17 protein-coding genes and 2 pseudogenes are annotated in these 18,922 nt (G+C 70.8%); 9 read left to right on the top strand and 10 right to left on the bottom strand.

Annotation, left to right across the window (positions count from 1 at the left end; translation table 11 throughout):
• Nucleotides 1-16 precede the first annotated feature (16 nt).
• Nucleotides 17-937, bottom strand: coding sequence for a carbohydrate kinase family protein (locus OG764_RS02530; RefSeq protein ID WP_328966707.1), 921 nt, complete (start codon nucleotides 935-937; stop codon nucleotides 17-19).
• A gap of 5 nt (nucleotides 938-942) precedes the next feature.
• Nucleotides 943-1,248: a hypothetical protein gene (locus OG764_RS02525; RefSeq protein WP_328966706.1), complete on the bottom strand. Its 306-nt coding sequence runs from the start codon at nucleotides 1,246-1,248 to the stop codon at nucleotides 943-945.
• 142 nt (nucleotides 1,249-1,390) lie between these two features.
• Between OG764_RS02525 and OG764_RS02520 the strand changes: the two genes are divergently transcribed.
• On the top strand, nucleotides 1,391-1,915 hold the full coding sequence (locus OG764_RS02520; protein WP_328966705.1) for an ATP-binding protein: 525 nt from the start codon (nucleotides 1,391-1,393) through the stop codon (nucleotides 1,913-1,915).
• A 297-nt stretch (nucleotides 1,916-2,212) separates the two neighbouring features.
• Here OG764_RS02520 and OG764_RS02515 read toward each other — a convergent pair whose 3' ends face one another.
• Entirely contained in the window at nucleotides 2,213-4,324 is a 2,112-nt protein-coding gene (locus OG764_RS02515; protein WP_328966704.1) for an MMPL family transporter, read from the bottom strand.
• 334 nt (nucleotides 4,325-4,658) lie between these two features.
• Here OG764_RS02515 and OG764_RS02510 point away from each other — a divergent pair.
• Nucleotides 4,659-5,426 (top strand): annotated as a pseudogene (locus tag OG764_RS02510) (SDR family NAD(P)-dependent oxidoreductase).
• A 26-nt stretch (nucleotides 5,427-5,452) separates the two neighbouring features.
• Nucleotides 5,453-5,806, top strand: a pseudogene (locus tag OG764_RS02505) (MerR family transcriptional regulator); the annotation flags it as partial.
• A gap of 116 nt (nucleotides 5,807-5,922) precedes the next feature.
• On the opposite strand, the gene OG764_RS02500 reads toward OG764_RS02505, so the two are convergent.
• The 3 genes from OG764_RS02500 to OG764_RS02490 form a co-directional block, all read right to left on the bottom strand.
• Nucleotides 5,923-6,333, bottom strand: a complete 411-nt coding sequence (locus OG764_RS02500; protein ID WP_443056177.1) for an FKBP-type peptidyl-prolyl cis-trans isomerase — start codon at nucleotides 6,331-6,333, stop codon at nucleotides 5,923-5,925.
• A 150-nt stretch (nucleotides 6,334-6,483) separates the two neighbouring features.
• Nucleotides 6,484-6,768: a hypothetical protein gene (locus OG764_RS02495; RefSeq protein WP_328966702.1), complete on the bottom strand. Its 285-nt coding sequence runs from the start codon at nucleotides 6,766-6,768 to the stop codon at nucleotides 6,484-6,486.
• A 259-nt stretch (nucleotides 6,769-7,027) separates the two neighbouring features.
• Nucleotides 7,028-7,399: a hypothetical protein gene (locus OG764_RS02490; protein ID WP_328966701.1), complete on the bottom strand. Its 372-nt coding sequence runs from the start codon at nucleotides 7,397-7,399 to the stop codon at nucleotides 7,028-7,030.
• Nucleotides 7,400-7,597: 198 nt separating this feature from the next.
• Here OG764_RS02490 and OG764_RS02485 point away from each other — a divergent pair, with 198 nt between their 5' ends.
• The 3 genes from OG764_RS02485 to OG764_RS02475 all read left to right on the top strand — a co-directional run bounded on the left by OG764_RS02485 (nucleotide 7,598) and on the right by OG764_RS02475 (nucleotide 11,224).
• Entirely contained in the window at nucleotides 7,598-8,323 is a 726-nt protein-coding gene (locus OG764_RS02485) for a hypothetical protein (RefSeq protein ID WP_328966700.1), read from the top strand.
• A 247-nt stretch (nucleotides 8,324-8,570) separates the two neighbouring features.
• The gene (locus tag OG764_RS02480; protein ID WP_328966699.1) at nucleotides 8,571-9,974 is read left to right on the top strand and encodes an MFS transporter; all 1,404 of its coding nucleotides are present in this window, start codon (nucleotides 8,571-8,573) and stop codon (nucleotides 9,972-9,974) included.
• Nucleotides 9,975-9,979: 5 nt separating this feature from the next.
• Nucleotides 9,980-11,224 carry an anhydro-N-acetylmuramic acid kinase gene (locus OG764_RS02475; RefSeq protein WP_328972857.1) on the top strand — a complete coding sequence of 415 codons (1,245 nt, stop codon included), beginning with the start codon at nucleotides 9,980-9,982 and terminating at the stop codon, nucleotides 11,222-11,224.
• Between the two features lie 8 nt (nucleotides 11,225-11,232).
• Here the strand turns inward: OG764_RS02475 and OG764_RS02470 are convergent, their stop codons facing one another.
• On the bottom strand, nucleotides 11,233-11,544 hold the full coding sequence (locus OG764_RS02470; RefSeq protein ID WP_328966698.1) for an NIPSNAP family protein: 312 nt from the start codon (nucleotides 11,542-11,544) through the stop codon (nucleotides 11,233-11,235).
• A gap of 204 nt (nucleotides 11,545-11,748) precedes the next feature.
• Between OG764_RS02470 and OG764_RS02465 the strand changes: the two genes are divergently transcribed.
• On the top strand, nucleotides 11,749-12,864 hold the full coding sequence (locus OG764_RS02465; protein WP_328966697.1) for an AI-2E family transporter: 1,116 nt from the start codon (nucleotides 11,749-11,751) through the stop codon (nucleotides 12,862-12,864).
• 218 nt (nucleotides 12,865-13,082) lie between these two features.
• Here OG764_RS02465 and OG764_RS02460 read toward each other — a convergent pair whose 3' ends face one another.
• Nucleotides 13,083-13,487, bottom strand: a complete 405-nt coding sequence (locus tag OG764_RS02460) for an LppU/SCO3897 family protein (RefSeq protein ID WP_328966696.1) — start codon at nucleotides 13,485-13,487, stop codon at nucleotides 13,083-13,085.
• A 314-nt stretch (nucleotides 13,488-13,801) separates the two neighbouring features.
• On the opposite strand from OG764_RS02460, the gene OG764_RS02455 reads away from it, so the two are divergent.
• The gene (locus OG764_RS02455) at nucleotides 13,802-14,368 is read left to right on the top strand and encodes a hypothetical protein (protein WP_328966695.1); all 567 of its coding nucleotides are present in this window, start codon (nucleotides 13,802-13,804) and stop codon (nucleotides 14,366-14,368) included.
• Between the two features lie 161 nt (nucleotides 14,369-14,529).
• Here the strand turns inward: OG764_RS02455 and OG764_RS02450 are convergent, their stop codons facing one another.
• Nucleotides 14,530-14,931: an ester cyclase gene (locus tag OG764_RS02450; RefSeq protein ID WP_328966694.1), complete on the bottom strand. Its 402-nt coding sequence runs from the start codon at nucleotides 14,929-14,931 to the stop codon at nucleotides 14,530-14,532.
• A gap of 426 nt (nucleotides 14,932-15,357) precedes the next feature.
• On the opposite strand from OG764_RS02450, the gene OG764_RS02445 reads away from it, so the two are divergent.
• Nucleotides 15,358-17,706, top strand: coding sequence for a family 20 glycosylhydrolase (locus OG764_RS02445; RefSeq protein ID WP_328966693.1), 2,349 nt, complete (start codon nucleotides 15,358-15,360; stop codon nucleotides 17,704-17,706).
• A 117-nt stretch (nucleotides 17,707-17,823) separates the two neighbouring features.
• Here the strand turns inward: OG764_RS02445 and galE are convergent, their stop codons facing one another.
• Nucleotides 17,824-18,819, bottom strand: a complete 996-nt coding sequence (gene galE, locus OG764_RS02440; protein ID WP_328966692.1) for a UDP-glucose 4-epimerase GalE — start codon at nucleotides 18,817-18,819, stop codon at nucleotides 17,824-17,826.
• Between the last annotated feature and the right edge of the window lie 103 nt (nucleotides 18,820-18,922).

Genomic DNA, 18,922 nt, shown 5'->3' with positions numbered 1-18,922 from the left:
TTTCCTGATTCCACGTTCAGTGCGGCAGCCGTGTGAGCCAGGTCGTGAGCTCGGGGGCGTGGAGCGCGTTGCTGGAGCCCGGTCCGGTAACGGCGGCGGCTCCGCAGGCCACGCCCGCTGCCAGGCAGTCGTTCAGGGGGCTGCCGTCGATCCACCGGTGCACGAAGCCCACGTTGAAGCAGTCTCCGGCTCCCGTCGTGTCCACCACCGGCACCGTAGGAGAGACCTGAGCTGCTCGAAGCCCGTTCGTTGCGGCCATCGCGCCTGCCGGACCGCGTTTGATCACCACTGTGGGCACCAGCTCGCAGAGCAGCGCCAACGCCTCTTCGACCGTGCCGGCCCCGGTCACCCGCAGCGCTTCTGATTCGTTGGGCGCGAACACGTCCACCTGCCCCAGGGCCGTGCGTACGTCGTCCATGCCGAGGTGGCCGGGATAGTCCTGGCAGTCCATGAATACCCGGGTCCCGTGCTGGGCGGCCATCTCCAGCGCGTCCGTGGTGTCCGGGCCGAACTGGAGGAAGGGGAGCATCACCACTGACGGGCGGAAAGCATCGATCAACTCTGCGAGAGGGCGGGCCGCGATGGGGTCCTCGTGGGCGATCATTGCCCGGTCCTTCGCATCGGACAGGGCCACCGTCACATTGCGCACAGGGCGTGGGTGGTGGCGGAAGCCCGTCTCGTCCATGCCTTCTTGTCGCGCTGCGGCAAGGACCTCACGGCTGAAGACGTCCGTGCCGAAATCGGCCGCCCACACTGTCTGCCGCCCCAGCCGGTGCAGCCCCATCGCCAACGTGAACGCCCCTCCGGGCACCATGTCCAGTCCATCGGCCCACACCTCGGTCCCCGCGCTCACCGGTCCGCGCAGATCCGTGAGGACCAGGTCGACCGCGTAGGCCCCGGCGATGAGAACCGCGTCTTTCGCTCGCTGAGACGACATGGGCGTTACCGGCTCAGCCGGTGGGCGATGTGCTCCACCGGTCGGCCGTCGCGCTCGCGCCGCAGCCGGTCCACCACCGTGCGCCGTAGTCCGCCGCGGTCCACCAGCGACCGGGCGAAAGCCGGATCGCCGCTCGCCGCCTCCTGCCGGGCAGTCTCATAACCCAGTTCGTGCCACGCGCGAATCAAGTCGGTCTCCTCCTGCGGCAACTGCGGCACGTGCTGCGGATCAGGCGTGACCAGAAAAGTAAGCGAACGATGGTGTCCCATCGTGACGTTGCCGAAGGAAGTGTCCGTATACCGACTCTGCATTGCTCAAAAGGGCCCTCCGCGGCGAGCGGAGCCTGGTCCGGCGGTCGGCGAACGCAGCCGAGGGGTGAACTCCGGCCCTGAAGCCTTGCCGGATTTTCGCTCTGACTGTTCCCGCGACCCGCATGACGCTAGCGTCAAGTCCATGATCGTATGGCTCAACGGCACCCACGGCGCAGGCAAGACGACGACCAGCGCGCTCGTGCAGCAACTGATCCCGGACTCACGGGTGTTCGATGCCGAGAAGGTCGGTGAGACGCTCATGGACGTCACGCCCGGGCTGCCCGCGACGGACAACTTTCAGCACTGGCCGCCATGGCGGCCGCTCGTGGTCGAGACCGCGCGGCGCATCCTCGACTACACCGGCGGCACCCTGGTGGTGCCCATGACCGTCCTGGTCGAGCAGTACTGGCGCGAGATCAGCACGGGCCTCGCCGAGCATGCGATTCCGGTCCGGCACTTCGTCCTCCACGCCGACCAGGACACCCTCCGCGGGCGCATCGCGGGCGACACCGTTGTCGGCCCCGACTCCCCGTTCCGGCTTCAGTACCTCGAGCCCTACGCGCAGGCGGCCCGCACGTGGCTGCACGCCGAGGCCGAGGTCGTCGACACCACGCACCGCACACCCGCCCAGGCCGCCCGGCAGATCGCAGACGCCGTCAAGGGCTGAGAGATCGCCCGCCCTTCCGGCGTCGAATCGTCCACGTCGGGCAGTGCCACTCGCGCGCGGACACCCTGCCGGGCGGATCTCGTGGCCGTCCCGGCCGCAGGGGCTGTCGTCTCCGCTGTCGCCGTGCCGGCCGTCGCGGAACACGGAGTCCTGGGGCCGCGGCGGGCCGTCACCACCGCTGAACTCGAGGGCTCGGTCGGCCGCTGCGGTGGGCAGTAGCGGCTGATCCACCTGCGGGGACCGTGTGCCGGGCAGAGGCGACGCTGCCCGGCACACCCGTGCCCTGGCGGAAGGCTGTCAGACGCCCCGGAGAGCGGGTTCGCGGTCGGGCTCGACCGCCGACGGCTGGGGGGTGTCGTGACGCCTGAACAGTTTGCTGGGCCACCACATCAACCGACCGACGTCCAGGGTCAGCGCGGTGACCAGCACCGAGCGGACGATCATGGTGTCCAGCAGCACGCCGAACGCCACCGCGAACCCGAGCTCGGCCGCGAACACCAGCGGCAGCGAGGCCATCGCCGCGAAGGTGCCGGCCAGCACCAGACCCGCTGAGGTGATCACGCCCCCGGTGGTGGACAGACCCGTCAGCGCGCCGCGCCGGGTGCCGTGCAGCAGGGCGACTTCGCGTACCCGGGTGACCAGGAAGATGTTGTAGTCGATGCCCAGCGCGACCAGGAACACGAACGTCAGGAGCGGGAAGGAGGCTTCCGCGCCGGCGAAGTGGAACACGTGATTGAAGATCAGACTGCTCACGCCGAGGGCCGCTCCGAACGACAGCACCACCGTCGCCATGAGCAACAGCGGCGCGACGATCGCCCGCAGCAGCAGCGCGAGGATCAGGAGAACCACGACCAGCACGATGGGGATGATCACCTTGGAGTCGCGGGCGGCCGCTTCCTGCGTGTCGAGCATGATCGCCGTGCTGCCGCCGACCTGGGCATCCGCACCCTCGACCGCGTGGACCGCGGTTCTGGCCTGCTCGACGGTGCGCATCGCGGTCTTGCTGCTGGGGTCGTCCTTGAGTTCCCCGAGCATGATGGCCTCGCCGCCCTTGACCATCGGCGTGGAGACGCCGACGACTCCCGGTACGCCGGACAGCGCGGTCCGCACCTGCTCCGCCGAGGCGGCCTCGGCCACGACGAGGACGGGGTCGCCCGACCCGGCCGGGAAGTGTTCGGACTGGATCTTCTCGCCGACGGCCATCTGCGGTGTGCTGGTGAACTGGTCCTTGTTGGACAGTCCGTCGGCCTTGAGCCCGAACACGCCGATCGCCATGATGCCGAGCACGAGCGTGGTGCCGATCCACACGATGCGCGGTCGGCGCGAGACACCGGTGCCCACCCGGGTCCAGATGCCTTCCTTGACCGCCTCGGCCGATCCGTAGGCCGGCTTCACCGGCCAGAAGATCCAGCGGCCGCAGATGACCAACAGGGCCGGCATCAGGGTGACCATGGCGAGCAGCCCGACGAGGATGCCGACGGCGCAGGCCGGCCCGAGCCCCTGGGTGGAGCTGAGGGTGGCCAGCATCAGCAGCATCAGGCTGACCGCGACGGTCGCGGCGCTGGCGATGATCGCGGGACTGGAGCGGTACAGGGCCTCTGCCATCGCCTCGTGCCGGTCCTCGTGCCGCAACAGCTCTTCTCGGTACCGCGAGATGAGCAGGAGCGCGTAGTCGGTGGCGGCGCCGAACACCAACACGGTCAGGATGAAACTGGTCTGCTTGTTGACGACGAGTCCGGCGTTCTTCGCCAACAGGTAGATCACCGCCTCCGACGTGGCCAGGGCGACGCCCACGGTCAGCAGCGGCAGCAGTGGCAGCACAGGGCTGCGGTAGGTGAGCAGCAGGATCACGACGACCACCAACGCGGTGATCGTCGTCAGGGCGCCCCCTCCGCTGAACGCCTTGATCGAGTCGGACGCGTGACCGGCCGGTCCGGTGATGTGGAAGCCGAGACCGTTGGCGTTCTCCTCGCCGACCTCGGTCATCGCGTCGACGGTCTTGCCGATCCCTTCCCAGCCCGTCTTGTCCTTTTGGAGCTGGACCACCGTCTGGATGGCCTTGCCGTCCTGGGACTTCAACGGTCCCTGTGGCTGCCCCGCAACGTTCTCTATGCTCTTGAAGGCTTCGCTGTCGGCTCGGGCCTCGGCCATGTCGGCAGCGGTGACGCCCTCGGGCCGGTCGTAGATCACAATCGCGGGCAGGGTGTCGGCACGCTGGAAGTTCTCGGCCCGGGCGACGACCTTGGTCGACTCCGAGTTACCGGGCAGCCAAGCCGAGTTGTCGTTCTTCTCGACGTCGCCGAGCCGGCCGGCCAGCATCAGGACCGGGACCAGCAGGGTCGCCCAGAGCGCCAGGACGACCCACTTCCCGACTCTTCCACTGGGCAACGAAGCGATTCTTCGCATCATGGTGATTCCCCTGCTTCCTGACGGTGGTTCCTCGTGCCTTGTGCTCGACGTCCCATCAGTCCGACGACGCAGCCACCGGGAATGTGAGGTGGCGTACCCACATCCGGTTCACCGAGGCGCGGCGAGGGCGGCACCCCCACCGGTCCGGAAGCCGGGATCTCACGGATCCAGGAGTTCGGCCGACCGGTCGAAGAGGGCACTGCACACAGCGGGCAGGGCCCGACGGCAGCTCCGCACCACCGGATGGACAGCGACGACATCCAGACCGGCTGTCGGCGTACAAGTGAACGTGACTCTGGCTGCTTGACCTTGCCACTGGCGGCAGGGTTGCACGATGGCCGGCATGAACAGCACCGCAACGCACAGCAGCAGGGTCGTCGCCGTCACCGGAGCGGGTACCGGGATCGGCCGGGCCACCGCCCGCGCCTTCGCCGCCGAGGGCGCCCACGTGGTCGCCATCGGGCGGCGGGCCGAACCGCTCGAGGAGACCGCTGCCGGGCACGACCGGATCATGCCGCTGGCAGCCGACATCACCGCCGGGGGCGAGCCCGACCGGATCGTCCAGACCGTGCTCGGGACGCACGGCCGGCTGGACGTGCTGGTCAACAACGCCGGCATAGTGCGCAGCGGCGCCCTCGGCACGCTGACGCCAGAGACGATCGAGGTTCAGCTCGCCACCAACCTCGTCGCCCCCATCCTGCTGACCCAGGCCGCGCTGCCGCCCCTGGAGAAGTCGGGCGGGGTGATCGTCAATGTCAGTACGTCGGTGGGGCAGCGGGCCTGGCCCGGCAGCTCGGTCTAGGCGGCGACCAAGAGCGCCCTGGAGCTGCTGACCCGCAGCTGGGCGGTCGAGTTGGCACCCCGCGGGATCCGGGTGGCGGCGGTCGCCCCCGGCGCGATCGACACCCCCATCGGCGAGCACCAGGGCCTGACGCCGGAGCGGATGGCCGCGGTACGGGAGTGGCAGCTGGCGCACACCCCGCTGGGCCGGATCGGCCGGCCCGAGGAGGTGGCCTGGGCGGTCACCCAGCTTGCCGCACCGGCAGCGTCGTTCGTCACCGGAGTGGTGCTCCCCGTCGACGGCGGGGCAGTCGTCGCGTGATAGGAGTAGCCCGGGAGGTGGGATGGGTGCGCATCGGTGAACTGGCCAAGGCGACCGGGACGTCCGCCCGTGCGCTGCGCCACTACGAGCAGGCCGGACTGATCTCCTCGGAGCGGGCCCCCAACGGCTACCGCGTCTACGAGGAGCGGGCCGCGGTGCGGGTTCGCAACATCCGCCACCTGCTGGCCGCCGGGCTCACCCTGGACGACGTACGCGTGTTCCTGCCGTGCCTGGACGGCGATGTGGCCGCCGCACCGCCTTCGGACAAGGGCCTGCGGGTCGCGCTGGAACGACTGGCGGTCCTCAACGAACGGATCGCCGCCCAGACCGAGGCCCGCGACCGGCTGGCAGCGGCACTCCGGGAGAAGACCGGCAACCGGCACGACCGTCCGGGCCCGTCAGGACACGCACGGTCACTCGAGCGGCTCAGGGCGGGCGAGAGCGCGGCGACGCCCCAAGGGGCGCAGACGTTCGGCGCCCTGATCGGTCAGGTGGGTCAGACCGAGCGGGTCGATCCAGGTGTCCCACCGGTGGGCGTGCTCCAGACGCGGAGCAGGTCCACGACGAAGATCAGTGTCGAGCCCGCCGGGATCAACGGGGACGGCGACTGCTTTCCGTAGCCGAGACGCGGGGGAACAGTGATCTCACGCCGACCGCCGACCTTCATTCCCCTCACGCCCCGGTCCCAGCCCTTGATGACTTTGCCCCCGCCCACAGCGAACTTGAACGGCTGATCCCGCTCCCAGGAGGAGTCGAACTCCCTCCCGGTCTCGAACGTGACCCCGACGTAGTGCACCTGGACGACCCGGCCCGGCTTCGCCTCGTCCCCGTCCCCGACCACGAGGTCCCGGGTCGTCAGCTCGGTGGGTGCGTCACCCTCCGGAACATCGATCTCGGGCTTCGTCAGTTCAGTCGTCACGGCCGGCCCCTCCCTCTCTGCCGGAAGGCCCTCGCGCGGACCAGCCGGGACACATGGACGCTCCATGCAGCAGATGATCACGCTACCGGCAATGTTCGAGACTTCTACGCGGAGCCCTCGTGGCGGGCCTCGCGGGCGCTACTCGACCGCCCTCTTGAAGACGGCCGCCTGAAAGTCCGGTACCCGGTCCGGGGCCGGAACCAGACCCTGGCCCCGGGCCCGGCCCCGTCCCCAGCGCGGGGACCAACCCCTTGCGGTGCTTGTTGCCGTTGTCGTTGCCGCCAGCCGCCGGTCCGGCCGCAGCGCGACCGTGAAGGGGGTGTACGGGAGCACCACGGTCCGGATCTCGGGGTCCGCCGGGAGCGGCAACGGCACCTGCGGGCCGAGGAAGGCGGGGTCGTAGCCGGTGCGGTCGGCCAGCACGTTCCGGCGGGCCTCGTCGGTGTGGGCGCCGCCGGCGGCCGTTCACCATCTGACGGCCGGCGGGCCCCGCCGCGCCCGGTCGGTCACGGCCGCCTCGCCTCCTGCGGGCGTACGGTCCGCGGTCAGGGCCAGCCGCGCACCTCGCACAGCAGCGCCAGGCGCGCCTTGGCGCAGACGGGACGGCACGCACCGATGGCGGCCGCAGACGCGGGACGCGGCCGTCACCCGGCGGCACCATGGGCGTTTCGCGGGGGAGTGCCTACGGGCCTGACACCGAGCCGGTCAGCGGCCGGACGTCGTACTCCTGCAGCACATCGGGCGGGCCGTCGAGCACGTCACGGAACTGCCTGGTGATGACCGCCACACCGGTCACCTCGGACTCGGTCGTGGCCCCGGGGAGCACCTCCGGCAACAGCACCCTCAAGGTGATCTTGGTGCCGTTGCGACTCGAGGACAGAATGACGGCGGTGATCTCGGTCCCCATCTCGGTCGCCACCGCGGTGAGGTTCTCGCCGTCCACGAAGTGCTGGCGCCCCAGTGGAAGGTCGTCCCCGTCGATGGTGAGATCACCACGGCGGTATCTGATCTCGATACCGGGCCCGCTGAGGTCGTACGTGATCGGCACGCTCATCTCTGCCTCCCGTGATCCTTCCCGAGGGGCGCTCATCTCCAGTCTGTGGCGGTACAGCCAGTCGGACAACCCGGACACGCGCGTGGCAGGTGTACGGCTGAGGCCCTGCCCACGCCCCCGTGTCGTTCCCGGAGCCCGTTGATCACCCGTTTATCACCCATTGACCGGCCGTTGAACACCGTGCCGTGACATGACCGCATGAACCTCAGAAGAACTGTGGTGGGCGTCGCGCTCGCCGCGATCGCGCTCACTGCCACCGCTGTACCGACGGCCTCCGGGGCCGAGGCGCCGGCGCACGTCGGCCGTTCGCAACCGGCCTCGCACACGACTGTCGACACGCCCCACCCGGGTCCCGACAAGTCCGACCGGCCGAAGAAGGGGACCGCGGAGGTCCCCACGCTGCCGTCCGCACCCCTCAAGGGCCTTCCGACCTTGCGAGAAGCCCGGCAGAAGGGTCTCCTCTCGCAGCCGATGACGGCCGCGGGCGGTGCGACGACGCAGGCGTTCCCCGGTGACGGCTGCACCACGCCCCCGCAGGGCTGGGGGTACCACGACTACCTCAGCCCCGGAGAGTGCCTCACGCCGAACACGTACATCGCCGTCAACATCATCTTCAACCGCTGGTACGAACTGTGGGTCCAGGACGACGGGAACGTCGTCCTCTACGACCACAACGGCAGCCCGTACAAGGCCGTGTGGCAGACCGGAACCCGGGCCTCGCACGCGTCGCTGTGGATGCAGCGGGACGGCAACGTCGTCCTCTACGACGGCGTGGGCAACCCGATGTGGGCCACGGGCACCAACGGGTGCGGCGGTCAAGGGGCCTGGCTGCGGATCCAGACCGACGCCAACCTCGTCCTGTACACCCGCGACTGGACGCCGATCTGGGCGCGGTTCAACGGCCCCTCCTCCCGCCCCTGCTGAGCCGCCCCGGAGCCCGCGCACAGCGGGCCGCGGAACGGTGAACCATCCGAGGTGAGGAGTCGGGGAAAGCACGGGGCCCGCCCCGGACCGGAACCCCGGGCCACCTCGCCGCCCGAGAAGGAGGCGGACGGGCAGCCTGGTCCAGCGACAGGCACTGCCTGCGGGGACCGCGCGGGCCGCGCGCGGGTGTACGGCAGATGGTGGACCGGGCTTGTGGAGCGGGTGCGCCCCGCAGCACGCTTGCTGCATGAGCACATCCGTCACCGGTCCCGTGGCAGGGCCTGCCGGGGCGGCCCGTCCGGCCGACGCGCGCCGGGCGCTGGTGGCGGGTTCCGTCGGCAACTTCATCGAGTGGTACGAGTTCGGCGTCTACGGCTGCTTCGCCACTGTCATCGCCGGCCACTTCTTCACCCCCGAGGGCGGCAGCGCGGCGGAGGGGTTGGTCAGGACGTACGCGTCGTTCGCCCTCGCCTTCTTCTTCCGGCCCGTCGGGGCGGCGGTGTTCGGGCGCCTGGGTGACCGGGTCGGCCGCCGGCCCGCGCTCGTCCTGGTCGTCTGCCTGATGACCGGCGCCACGACTCTGATCGGCGCGCTGCCGACGTACGCCTCGATCGGAGCGGCGGCGCCGTGGCTGCTGACGCTGCTGCGGATCCTGCAGGGGCTCTCGGCGGGCGGGGAGTTCGGCGGGGCGGTGTCGCTGATGACCGAGTCCGCGCCGCCGGGGCGCCGGGGCCGGTACGGGGCGTGGCAGTCGTTCACGGTGGCGCTGGGGCTGCTCGCGGGCGCCGGTGCGGCGGCGGTACTGGCGAGCGTGCTGACCCCGTCACAACTGGAAGGCTGGGGCTGGCGGGTGCCCTTCCTGCTGGCGCTGCCGATGGGGCTCGCCGCCCTGGGTCTGCGGCTGCGACTGGACGAGCCGCCCGTCGTGGTCGCGGCGGCCGGCGGGGGAGAGACGGCCTGCGGGGGAGAGACGGTCGGCGGGAAGGCGCCGGCCGAGGCCTACGGGGAAGGACCGGCCGGTGCCACGGCGTGCGGTGGCCCGGCGGGGCGGGGCAGCGGGGGGACGGTCCGGGCCGTGGTGCTCGGGGTCGGCCGGGTGATGGGGTGGTCGGCGGCCGGCTACACCTTCCTGGTGGTGCTCCCGTCGTACCTGCAGAGCACACTGAACGCGACGTTCCAACAGGCGCTGGTCGCCACCGCCCTGGCGAACCTGGGGTTCGCGTCCTCGATCCTGCCCGCCGGCGCCGTGAGCGACAGGATCGGCCGCCGGACGGTGATGGTTGCGGGGGCGCTGCTGGTCGCCGTGTTCGCACTGCCGCTGCTGAACCTGGTGCAGGACGTCGGCGGGTCACCGTACGTCAAGGGAGCGGCGCTCCTCGCTGCGGGGGCCGTCGTCGGGCTGATGGGCGGGCCGGGGCCCGCCATGCTGGCCGAGATGTTCCCGACCCGCGTGCGCTGCACCGGACTCGGACTGGCGTACGCGCTGGCCAACGCCCTGTTCTCGGGCTGCGCGGGGCTGATCATCACCGAGGCCGTCGCGCGGACCGGGGACGTCGACATGCCCGCCCACTACGCGGCCGCGGCCTGCGCGGTCAGTGCCCTCGCGCTGCTGACCCTGCGCGGCGACGACCACCTGCGACCGCTGCGGTGAGCGCCCTGCGCGTGGTCGGGCTGATGTCCGGCACCTCGTACGACGCCATCGACGCGGCCGCCGCCGACATCGCCCTCGACGGGGACGCGCTGGTGCTCACACCGCTCGGAATGGTCAGTACGGCCTACGACGACGACCTGCGGGAGGAACTGGCCCGGGCACTGCCGCCGGCGCGGACGGACCTGGCCGCTGTGTGCCGGCTCGACACGCGCATCGGGCAGGCCTTCGCCGCGGCGGCGGTACGGGCCGACGCCGAACTGTGCGCGGGGCGGGCCGACCTGGTGGCGTCGCACGGGCAGACCGTCTACCACTGGGCCGAGGCCGGCCGGGTGCACGGCACGCTCCAGATCGGCGAGCCGGCGTGGATCGCCGAGGCGACCGGCCGCCCCGTCGTCTCGGGCTTCCGCACCCGGGACGTGGCCGCCGGCGGGCAGGGAGCGCCCTTGGTGAGCGCGGTCGACGTGCTGTGGCTGCGGGGGCGGCCGGGGGTGTCCGCGGCCCTCAACCTGGGCGGGATCGCGAACGTGACGGTCGTGTCGTCGGACCGGGCGGGCGGCGGACCGCTGGCTTTCGACACCGGGCCCGCCAATGCGCTGATCGACGCCGCGGTACGGGAGTCGGCCGGGCTCGACGCCTCGGGGCGGGCGTACGCGATGGACGTGGACGGTCTGCTCGCCGCGCGGGGGCGCGTACACCCGCCGCTGCTGCGACGCCTGCTGGCCGACCCTTACTACGCGCTGCCCGCCCCGAAGACCACGGGCAAGGAGCTCTTCCACCTGCCGTACCTGCGCGCGGCGCTGGAGGGGTGCGGGCCGCTGCCCGCCGAGGACGTGGTCGCCACACTGACCCGGCTCACGGCGCGGACCGTCGCCGACGCCGTCCGGCCGTTCGGGGCGACCGAGGTCATCGCATCGGGCGGCGGGACCCGCAACCCGGTGCTGATGCGCCTGCTGCGGGAGGAACTGGGCGGCGCGGACGGGCCCGTGGCCGTGCGGACCTCGGACGAACTGGGCCTGCCGTCGGCCGCCAAGGAGGCGTACGCCTTCGCCGTCCTGGGCTGGCTCACCGTGCACGGCCTGGCCGGTACCGTCCCCTCCTGCACCGGCGCCCGGCACGCCAGCGTCCTCGGCTCGGTCACCCCCGGCGGCCCCGGGCGCCCGCCCCTGCCCCTGCCGGCGTCGCCGGCGACCCCACCCACCCGTCTCACGATCGGTGCCGCGGCCACGGCCGCCTCCGCCGGGTGCCCGTGACCCGTTGGCTAGGACACGACGTCGAGCGGCCGCAGGAAGCGACGCTCGTACCGCTTGATGCAGCCGGTGCGTCGGGCCAGTTCGAAGGCGGCCTGGCACTCCGGGTCTGTGGCGCTGTCCGTACGGTACTGCTCGTAGGTGGCGAGACTGGGAAACGAGAAGAGGGCGTAGGCGATGTCGCTGTCGCCCTCGCTCGGCAGGAAGTAGCCGTGGTGTGTGCCACCGAACCGGTTGACGAGCCCGACCCAGCGGCGGCCGTATTCCTCGAAATCCTCAAGCTTGTCCGCGTCGATCTCGTACTTCAGATGAATGGTGATCATCCCCACATGATGCTGCATGGCGGCGGGTTGGAGAGGGGGACGGCCGCCACCGCGCGAGGGCAGGTGGACGACGGCCGCACCGTTGTGGCCCGTTCACGTGATCAGGAGCACCAGGCCCCCCGGCCGGGGCAACGCTCCAGGCCGGTACGGCCGTCCGTCAGCGGCAGTGCCCGGGAGCGGAGCTCGTGTGAATAGGGTGACCCCATGTCTGTCACATTGAGCTCCACAAGAGCCGCTGCCGCACTCCGTACCTCGGCACGGGTCTGCGCCGAGTTGCTGGTGGTCCTGGTCATGGCGGCAGTGACCTTGTGGATCCTCGGCCGGATGTGGTCGGTCGTCTGGCCGCTCATAGTCGCCCTCCTCCTCACCACCCTGACCTGGCCACTGACTGCGTTCCTGCGCCGACGGGGGTGGCGGCCCGCGCTGGCCGCTGCGGTGGTGACCGTGCTGTTCCTCCTGGTGGGCGCGGGCACCGTGGCGCTGATCGCCGTGCCCGTCGCCTCCCAGTCGGGTGAGCTGGTCGACGGCGTGTCCGAGGGCATCCAACGGTTGCGCGAGTGGGCGGCCGGACCACCCCTGAACATCGGCGACGACCAGATCACCGGAGCCTTCGACGCTGCGACGGACCGCCTCCAGAACAGTGTCGGCAGTGCGGTCTCCACCGTGGTCACGGGGGTGGGCACCGTCTTCAACGGCCTGGTCACCGCCGTCCTGGCGCTCTTCCTGATGTTCTTCTTCCTCAAGGACGGCCCCCGCTTCCTGCCGTGGCTCACCCGCCAGCTCCCCGGCCGCCTCGCCACCGACATCCCGGTCGTGGCCCGGCGGAGCTGGGAGACCCTGGGCTCGTTCGTCCGGTCCCAGGCCTTCGTCGGCCTCCTCGACGCCTTGTTCATCGGCCTGGGGCTGTGGATCGTCGGCGTACCCCTGGTGCTGCCGCTGGCAGTTCTGACCTTCGTCTCCGCGTTCGTGCCGATCGTGGGAGCCCTGTTCGCCGGTCTGGTCGCGGTCCTCATCGCGCTGGTGTCGAACGGCTTGAGGGACGCGCTGATCGTGCTGGCGATCATCGTCGTGGTGCAGCAGCTCGAAGGCAACGTGTTCCAGCCCATGATCCAGAGCCGCGGCCTCGGTCTCCACGCGGCGGTGATTCTGCTGGCGATCACGCTGGGCGGCAGCCTGGCCGGCGTCGTGGGCAGTCTGCTGGCCGTACCGGCGGCCGCGCTCGTCGCCGTGGTCTGGAACTATCTTCGCGACCAGCTCGGCGAACCACCCCAGGAACCGGAGGCCGGCGAACAGCTTCCCACTGCTCCCGCCCCTTCGTAGGAACGCCGGCGGGCGCGCGCAGCGCCGCCATGTCCGATCGGCACGCCGGGAGCCGCGCTACCCGGCGGGCGGCGGGCGGTGGCGGTGGAAGCGGCAAGGGTCACCTGCGCCGCAACCGGAACGGCGACTCGAACCGGGGTGGGTCACGCCGCACCAACGCGTCGAAGGGCCGGACCGGTCGGCGGTTGCCGTCGGGCCCGGCCCTTCGGTGCGCGGCGTCAGTTCTTGACGGGGTTCATGCAGAGCACGAACTTGTACGACTCCAGCTGCTGCGCGAGCGCAACCTCCGCCACCGTGCCGCACTTGTCGACGTCGAAGGTGTCGTCGATGACCTTGACGACCTTGTACAGGTCGGCCACCTTCTCGGTGCAGCCCTTGCTCGTGACGTCGGGGTCGTTCTCCGGGCCGGTCACGGTGACGCAGTCGCCGACCTCGGCGCGCACCGGGGCGTCTCCCGTGATGTAAGGGAGGCCGAGCTTCCAGAACAGGGCGAGGGCGATCGCTATGACGATGCCGAGGGCCTTCTTGCCGATGTTGCTCTTCTTCTTGGCGGGTTCGGCGGTCGGGACGGGCTCAGCGGGCGCGAGGGGCTGCTCGGGGGCGGGAGGCGGAGGCGTGGTCATGGGTGATTCCTTGGGGACGAGTACAAGATCGAGCGCGAACGCTACATGCAGCCGAACACCCAAAACGGACTTGTCCCCTCCGTTCCTCGATCGGATACGCAGTCGTGATCCTGTCGCCCCGTCAGGCGGCCGGCGGCGGCGACCGCGCCGCCCCGAACCGGCCCGGCGGCGTCTCGGTGGACACGCCCTGACGCGCGGTGGACGGGGACGGAGCTGCGGTGTTGGCTGACGGCCGACCGGGCTGCCCGTGTCCGCCATCACGCCTGCGCGCCCGTCCAAGTGACCAGGTCCCCGACGGCCTCTACCTTGGTGCCATGGGAGGGATCAACACGAGGAGACAGGTCGAGTTGACGCACGAGGACGTCCATGCCGGTGAGTACGGCACGCGCGCGCAGTGCCTGCCCGAGCCGTGGATGTGCGAGGTCTTCCATCTCGACGGCAGCCTCAGGGACATCCGGGTCCTCGACGTGACCCGCGTCGAGTGGATCGCGGTCCTCGAACGCCTGCGTGTCGTGGCCGACGAGACCGAAGTGGAGCACCCCTACCCCCGGCTCGATTCCGTGCGTCCGGCCTTCGCCGATCTCTTCCGCATCTGGGCGGACGAGTCGGAGGACCAGGGGACGAGTTTCGCCTTCCGGGCCCGCTTCGGCGCCGTGTGGTTCTTCGCTCTGCCCTGCGACGAGGAGGAGATCGAGTTCTCCGTCTGGCCCGAGGACGTGCTCGACGGTGCGGGGGTGTCAGCCGTACTGCGGTTCCTGGTCGAGGTCGCGACGGCCAGTCAACGGCCGGCCCTGCTGACCGCCGAGGTCGTCCGCTACGACCCGGGGCTACGGACGCTGCTCTCTCACGACCCTGTTACCGGCCGCACTTCCCACATCTGAAGGGTGTGGTGGTCGGAAGTGGCCGACGAAGAGCTCGTGCATGGCGCTGAACAGGTGGTTCACCACGGCGCTCTCGATGTCCTCGGGCGTCACGCCGCTCTTGGGGTGGAGTTCCAGTGCGATCACGGTGCGCTCCCCGGATGCCATGGATTGACTCCGTCCTATGGATGGGAGCGAGGCCAGAGAAGCCGATGCGAGGCGACCTTGCCGTCCCGTACTCCGGTCAGGCTCGCGCCTTGGGCACTCAGCTCCTGCGGCCGAATCTCGCCCTGCCGGTCGATGAAGGTGTGGATCTTCGACTCGCCCGTCGCCTGCCAGACCGTCCACACGGCGTGGTCCTCGACGAACATCCGATCGATCGTGAACTTCAGATCGCGGTAGAGCGATTCGTACAGCTTCAGGTCCGCCGCGAGGATGTCGAGTCCGGGAAGCCCGGCGAAGGTCTGCCCCTCGGGCGACTCGTAGTCCTCGTGGACGATCTCCCTCGCCGCTTCGAGATCGTTCCGATTCCACACCTCCTCGAAGAATCGACGGACGAGTGCCTTGTCGGACTCCGCTGTCATGGGGCGCTCCTCTGTGGGATGACAGGAGCGAATCTATGGTCGCGTCCATCGCGCCGCTCGGCGGCCGGCCGGTGGTGCCCGCCATCTGGAGGACGCCGTACCGGACTTCTCTGGCGCGGTCCGCGGTCCGCGGTCCGCGGTCCGCGGTCCGCAGTGCGCAGTGCGCGGCCCCGGCTCCGTGGCCGGTCGGGCGCCGCGCCGGGAGCGTCTGCGGAGACGGTCCGGGGTCTCCTCTCCGTAGTGGAGATGGCCCGAGGTCCCCCGAGGTCACCTCTTCGTGCGTGATCCTGCTCGATTCCCCGGAGTTTCGAGCATCTATTGACATGTCTCCGTCAATTGCGCTGCACTGGTGCGCGCCCGGAACCGGTGGCCGGACGCCCCGCGGCCCGGCCGAGCGCCGCCCTCCCAACCGTCAGAGGGGAACCCATGCGACTGTTCAGGCTCCTGCTCGCCGCGGTGTGCGCCGCGGCGGCGCTCACCCTGCCCGCCCAGGGCACGGCCCAAGCCGCCGCGCAGGCCCCCGGCCGAGCCGCGCCCGCGACCGTGGCGGCCGCCGCCGGCGCGCCGCAGACCGTACCCGCCCTGCGCCAGTGGACGGCCGGCACCGGCACCGGATACGCCTTCGGCGCCGCCTCCCGCATCGTCGTCGACCCGGCGTACGCCGACCGGCTGGCGGGGGAGGCGGCCACCTTCGCCGAGGACCTCGGCGCCCTGGCCGGCCGTACCGTCGCCGTCGTGACCGGCGCACCGGCCGCCGGGGACATCGCGCTGTCCCTCGGGGACGCCACCCTGCCCGCCGAGGGCTACCGGATGACCGCCGGCAGCGCCCTCACCGTCCGGGCCGGCACGCCCGCCGGCGCCTTCTACGGCACCCGCACGGTCCTCCAACTGCTTCACCAGGCGCCCACCGTCCCCGCGGGCACCGCCGCGGACTGGCCCGCCAAGCCCGAGCGGGGCCTGATGATCGACCAGGGGCGGAAGTTCTTCACCGTCGACTGGATCAGGAAGCACATCCGCGAGCTGGCCTACCTCAAGCTCAACTACTTCCACTTCCACCTGTCGGACACCTTCGGCTTCCGCATGGAGAGCGCCACCCACCCGGAGGTGGTCTCCGCCGACCACTACACGAAGCAGGACATCGCCGACCTGGTCGCCCTCGGCAAGCGCTACCACGTGACGATCGTCCCGGAGATCGACACCCCCGGCCACATGAACGCCGTGCTGGCCGCCCACCCCGAGCTCAGGCTCAAAAACAAGTCCGGCGCCGCCAGCGCCGAGTTCATCGACCTCTCCCTGCCCGGCACGTACGCCCTGATCAAGGACCTCGTCACCGAGTACCTGCCGCTCTTCCCCGCCCCCTACTGGCACATCGGAGCGGACGAATACGTCACCGACTACAGCCAGTACCCGCAACTGCTGGCCTACGCCCGCGCCCACTACGGCGCGAACGCCACCGCCAAGGACACCTACTACGGCTTCGTCAACTGGTCCGACTCCCTGGTCACCGCGGCCGGCAAGACCACCCGCATGTGGAACGACGGCATCAAGGCCGGTGACGGCACCGTCGCCCCCAACGCCGGCATCCTCGTCGAGTACTGGTACAACTACGGTCTCACCCCTCAGCAGTTGACCGCGGCCGGCCACACCGTCGCCAACGAGTCCTGGACGCCCACCTACTACGTGCTGGGCGGCGCCAAGCCCGACACCAAGTGGATGTACGAGTCCTGGAACCCCGACCTCTTCCAGGGCGGCAACACCCTCACCGACCCGTCGCGCAACCGCGGTTCGCTGATCCACGTCTGGTGCGACAACCCGGGCGCCGAGACCGAGGACCAGATCGCGGCCGGCATCATGTACCCGCTGCGCGGCCTCGCCCAGCAGACCTGGGGATCCCCCAAGCCCGTCGCCACGTACGCCGCCTTCACCCCGATCGTCACCGCCGTGGGCCACAATCCGGCCTGGCCGGGCGGCGGCCAGAGCGGCGACCTCGCGCAGAACCGCCCCACCAGCGCCTCCAGCACCGAGACCGCCGACTTCCCGGCCGCCGCGGCCACCGACGGGGACCCCGCCACCCGCTGGTCCAGCGCCTACGCCGATCCCCAGTGGCTCCAGGTCGACCTCGGCGCCGCCCAGGCCGTGACCCGCGTGGTGCTCCGCTGGGAGGCCGCGTACGGCAAGGCGTACCAGATCCAGGTCTCGGACGACGCGAGCACCTGGCGCACCCTGCGCTCCACCACCGCCGGTACCGGCGGCACCGAGACCCTGACCGGCCTGGCCGGCTCGGGCCGCTACGTCCGGCTCTACGCCACCCAGCGCGGCACGGCATACGGCTACTCGCTCTACGCCTTCGAGGTCTACGGGGAACAGCTCGGCGGTCCGCACACGCTGACCGCCGCGGGCAAGGCCCTGGACAACCCGGGCAGTTCCCGCACCGCCGGCACCCAGCTCATCACCTGGACCACGCACGGCGGCGCCAACCAGCAGTGGCAGCTGGGCGCCAACCCCGACGGCAGCTACACCCTGACCAACGGCGCCTCGGGCCTGTGCGTCGACGTCTCCGGCGGATCCACCGCCGCCGGGGCCGCCGTCATCCAGTGGACCTGCACGGGCAGCGACAACCAGCACTGGCTCCTCGCCCCGGTACCGGGCGGCGCCTACACCGTCACCGCGAAGAAGAGCGGCCTCCTCCTCACCACCGCCTCCACCCAGGACGGCGCCCGCACCACCCAACAGCCGGACACCGGGTCCGCACTCCAGCACTGGCAGCTGGGCTGAGCAGTCCCGCAGGACCTTCACCGGAGTCCGGGGGAGGCGGGGCGTACATGGCGGGCCGTCAGGCGACCGTCCGCCAGGCCGCGATCCCGCCGCCCGCGGACCGGGATGCCCCCGGGGTCAGTCCTGGAGCAGCTTGTCGCGGACCGGGATCCATTCCAGGGCGGAGCGGATGCCGTCTTCCAGGGACAGCTTCGGTGTCCATCCGAGCAGTTCGGCTGCGCGGTCGCTCTTGGTGTAGCCGCCGGCGACGTCACCGGGGCGCGGGTCGGTGTCCACGGTGGCCAGGGGTGTGGTGACGACGTTGTTGAAGGCGTCGCACAGTTCCCGGACGGTGGTGCCGGAACCGGTGCCCAGGTTGATCGCGATCGAGCGCTTGGAGTCGGTGAGGATGGAGTCGAAGCGTTCGATCGCGGCGATGTGGGCTGCGGCGAGGTCCCACACGTGCACGTAGTCCCGGATGCCCGTGCCGTCGCGGGTGGGGTAGTTCGTGCCGGTGATCGGGAACGGGCGGGCTTCCCGGTGCGCCTGGATGAGGACGCCCAGGGCGTGGCTGGGCCGCTTGAGTTGGAGACCGGTGCGCAGTTCGGGGTCGGCTCCGACGGGGTTGAAGTACCGCAGGGACAGGACGCGCGGCCCGGCCACGGAGATGTCGGCGAACATCTCCTCGCACACGGCCTTGGTCCGGGCGTAGGGGCTCTGTGGGGCCAGCGGAGAGTCTTCGTTGACGGCAGAGCCGTCCTCGGCCTGGTAGATGGAGGCCGAACTGCTGAAGATGATGCGGTCGCACCCGTTGCGGTGCAGGTGGCCGACGAAGGCCAGGGACTTCGCGACGTTCGCGTCGTAGTACCCGATCGGGTCCGCGACGGAGTCCGGCACGACGATCAGGGCCGCGCAGTGCACCACGGCGGAGATGTCGGGGTGCTCGGCGAAGATCCGGTCGATCAGCGGGCCGTCGGAGATGTCGCCCTCGTAGAAGGTGCGGCCCTCGGTGAACTCCCTCCGCCCTCGAACGAGGTTGTCGAGGATCACGGGGGTGATGCCCGCGTCCAGGCAGGCCGAGGCCACGGTGCTGCCGATGTAGCCGGCTCCCCCGGCGATGAGGACGGTTGTCACGATGATCTCTTCCCGGTCGTTTGGGGCTCGGTGGGCAACAGCCGCCCAGGCTAGTGGACCCGAAGGTGGCTCGCCGACAATGCCGGACAGCCCCTCGGGGGGA

It is taken from the genome of Streptomyces sp. NBC_00239, from assembly GCF_036194065.1.
Taxonomy (GTDB): domain Bacteria; phylum Actinomycetota; class Actinomycetes; order Streptomycetales; family Streptomycetaceae; genus Streptomyces.
Note: the sequence above shows the minus strand (reverse complement) of the source record. Positions and strands in the feature narration are given on the sequence as shown.